At 74.5% G+C, this 2,885-nt stretch carries 1 protein-coding gene; it reads left to right on the top strand.

All coding sequences use genetic code 11. The annotated features are described in order from the left end of the window. Nucleotides 1–2,885 (top strand): apolipoprotein A-IV repeat region-like domain-containing protein (locus ACFQ4O_RS16480; protein WP_378777285.1); only part of this gene is annotated, 2,885 nt, incomplete at both ends.

Below are 2,885 nucleotides of genomic sequence, written 5' to 3'. Positions count from 1 at the left end.
CCGGCGGCCGCTTCGCGACCGAGATCGCCGATCGGGTCGGCGACGTGGAGCAGGCGCTGCGCGAGCAGGGCGGCGAAATCGCCAACCGCATCGGCGAGCGCGTCGCCGCGCTGGAGGAGGCGCTGGGCGCCCGCGTCGGCGCGCTGGACGGCCGCCTCGAAGCCTTCGACGGCGCTGTGGCCGAACGGCTCGCCGGCTTCGTGGAGCGCATCGACACGCTCGACGGCGCCTCGCGCCAGCATGTGCGCGCCCTCGACAAGCGCATCGAGCGGCTGGACCAGACGCTCGAGACCCGCGCCACCCAGTTCGACGACAAGGTGGTGGGCCTCGAGACCGTGATCGGCGACCGGCTCGGCGCGCTCGACGGCCAGATCCTGCGCTTCGACGACCTGCTGGCGGAGCGCGTGGGCGCGCTCGACGGCAAGGTGGAGCAGATCGACCGGGTCATCGGCGAGCGCATCGACGTGTTCGACGCCCGGGTGGGCGCGCTCGACGCCGCGCTGGACACGCGCTTCGGCGCAATGACCGACAGCGTGGGCGCGCTCGACGCGACGCTCGCCGAACGGGTCAGCGGCTTCGAGGCCGCGGCCAAGGGCGCCGGCGAGACGCTCGCCGCCAACGCCCAGAGCTTCGACGAACGGGCGACCGCCCTCGCCCGCACGGTCGCGGGCCGGCTCGCCACCTTTGGCGCCAAAGCCGGCGACCTTGAAAAGGCGCTGGCCGAACGCCTCGACGGCTTCGCGGTGCGCGCCGGCGAGCTCGACACCGCGGTCGCGGAGCGGCTCGGCGGCTTCGACCAGCAGTTCGGCGGCCGCCTGAGCGCGCTCGCCGAAACGCTCGAAAGCCGCATCGCCCGCGTGGACGACGGCCTCGACGCCCGCACCCGCGCCCTGAACGAGACGCTGGCGACCCGCACGCTGGAGCTCGCCCGCACGCTGGGCGAAGGCTCCACCGGCGTCACCACCGCGCTCGCCGAACGCGCCGCCACCTTCGCCGCCGAGCTTGCGGAGAAGACCGAGGGCCTGGTCGCCACGTTCGAGGAGCGCGCCGCGGCCGTCTCCTCCACGCTCGGCGAGAAGGCGCTGGAGACCGCCGGCGCGCTGGACGCGCGCATCGGCCGGTTCGAGCGCACCCTCACGGGCCGCATCGACACCGCGTCGGGCGCCCTGCAGAGCCGCGCCGAAACCCTCGCCGACCTCATCGGCGGCAAGGCGGACGCGGTGACGGCGACGCTTTCCGAGACCACCGAGCGCATCGGGACCGATCTCGGCCGTCTGGCGGACGACGCCGGCGAGCGCATCGCGCTCCGCGCGACCGATCTCGCCACCGTGCTGAAGGCGGCCGACGCCGACCTGAAGGAGCACGGCGACGGGCTTGCGCTCCGCATCGCCGGCGAGGCCGAGACGGTCGCGCTCGCGCTGTCGCAGGCCTCGACCCGCGTCGAGAGCGATCTCGCGCGCTTCGCCGACGACGTCAGCGGTCGCCTGGAAGGCCGCCTGTCCGAGGTGGCCGTCTCGCTCGACCGCAGCGGCGGCGCGGTGTCCGACGCCATCGCGCGGCAGGGCGTCGCCCTCACCCGCGAGCTGGCGACGGTCGCCAACGCCATGGCGGAAGAGTTCGACGGCCGGCTCGCCGGCGTGTCCGACACGCTCGGCGGCCGCGCCGAGGAGCTGCGCGGCGCGCTCGACGTGCTGAACGGCGACCTGCTGCGCACCTTCGAGACCAAGGGGGCCGAGACGGTCGCCGGCCTCAACGGCGTCGCGGACCGCCTGCGTCTCACCTCGCACCGCCTCGGCGAAAGCTTCGCCGTGGAGACGGCCAAGGGCGTCGAGACGCTGGACGAGGCCGCCAAGCGGCTGCAGTCGGCGATGGCGGAGGCCAGCGCCACCGTGTCGGCCACCTTCGCGCGGGAAAGCCGCCGCGCCATGAGCGGCCTCAGCCAGACCCACGCCACCATCAGCACCGAGCTGACCGAGGCGCTGACCCGCCTCGGCGACTCGAACGCGGCGCTGCAGACCATCCTGAACGACGCCGGGGCCCGCCTCGGCGCCGTCGAGAGCGATCTCGGCGGCCGTGTCTCGGCGTTCGAGGACATCATGGCGGACATCGCCGAAGCCTCCACCCGCGCCGGCGACACCGTGGGCGCGCAGACCAGCGCCCTGCGGGATCTCTCCACCGACGTGCTGGCCAAGGTGACCGAGGTCTCCCGCCAGCTCGACCGTCAGACGCTCTCCATCGCGGACGTCGCCGACGCCCTCGACGGCACCCAGACGCGCCTCGCCTCCGAGCTGGAGGAGCGGCGGTCGGCGCTGGAGCTTCTGTCCGCCGGCCTCTCCACCAAGGCGGAGGACCTCTCCCGCACGCTCGCCGGCTACGCCGTCTCCATCGACGAGCATCTTGGCCGCTCCGAGCAGCGGGCGCGCCGGGTCGCCGAAGGGCTCGCGGCGCAGGTGGGCGCGACCACCCAGTCGATCGCCGAGGAGTTCGAGAAGGTGCGCGTCCTCACCGACGGCGAACGCGCGAAGACCACCGCCGCGCTCAAGGCCGCCAACGAGGAGGCGAGCCGCGACATCGCCCGCATGCTGGGCGACGCCAGCGCCCGCTTCTCCGACGTGACGCGCGAGATGCGCGCCATGACCAAGGCGATCGAGGGCGAGCTCGCCACGACCCGCGACCAGCTGCGCCGCGGCCTGTTCGAGATGCCGAAGGAGGCGGAGGAGAACGCAGCCGAGCTGCGCCGCGTGGTGGCGGACCAGATCAAGGCGCTGACCGCGCTCGGCGAGATCGCCGCCCGCCACGGCGCCTCGCTCGACGTGGCGGAGCCGGGACGCGCCCTGCCGAGCCAGCAGGCGCAGGCCGCCGTCGTCCCCCGCCCGGCCGTGGCC

The sequence above is a fragment of the Methylopila musalis genome, from assembly GCF_042679725.1.
Classification (GTDB): domain Bacteria; phylum Pseudomonadota; class Alphaproteobacteria; order Rhizobiales; family Methylopilaceae; genus Methylopila; species Methylopila musalis.
The sequence above is the reverse complement of the archived record's forward strand: the minus strand, read 5'-3'. Positions and strand labels throughout refer to the sequence as shown.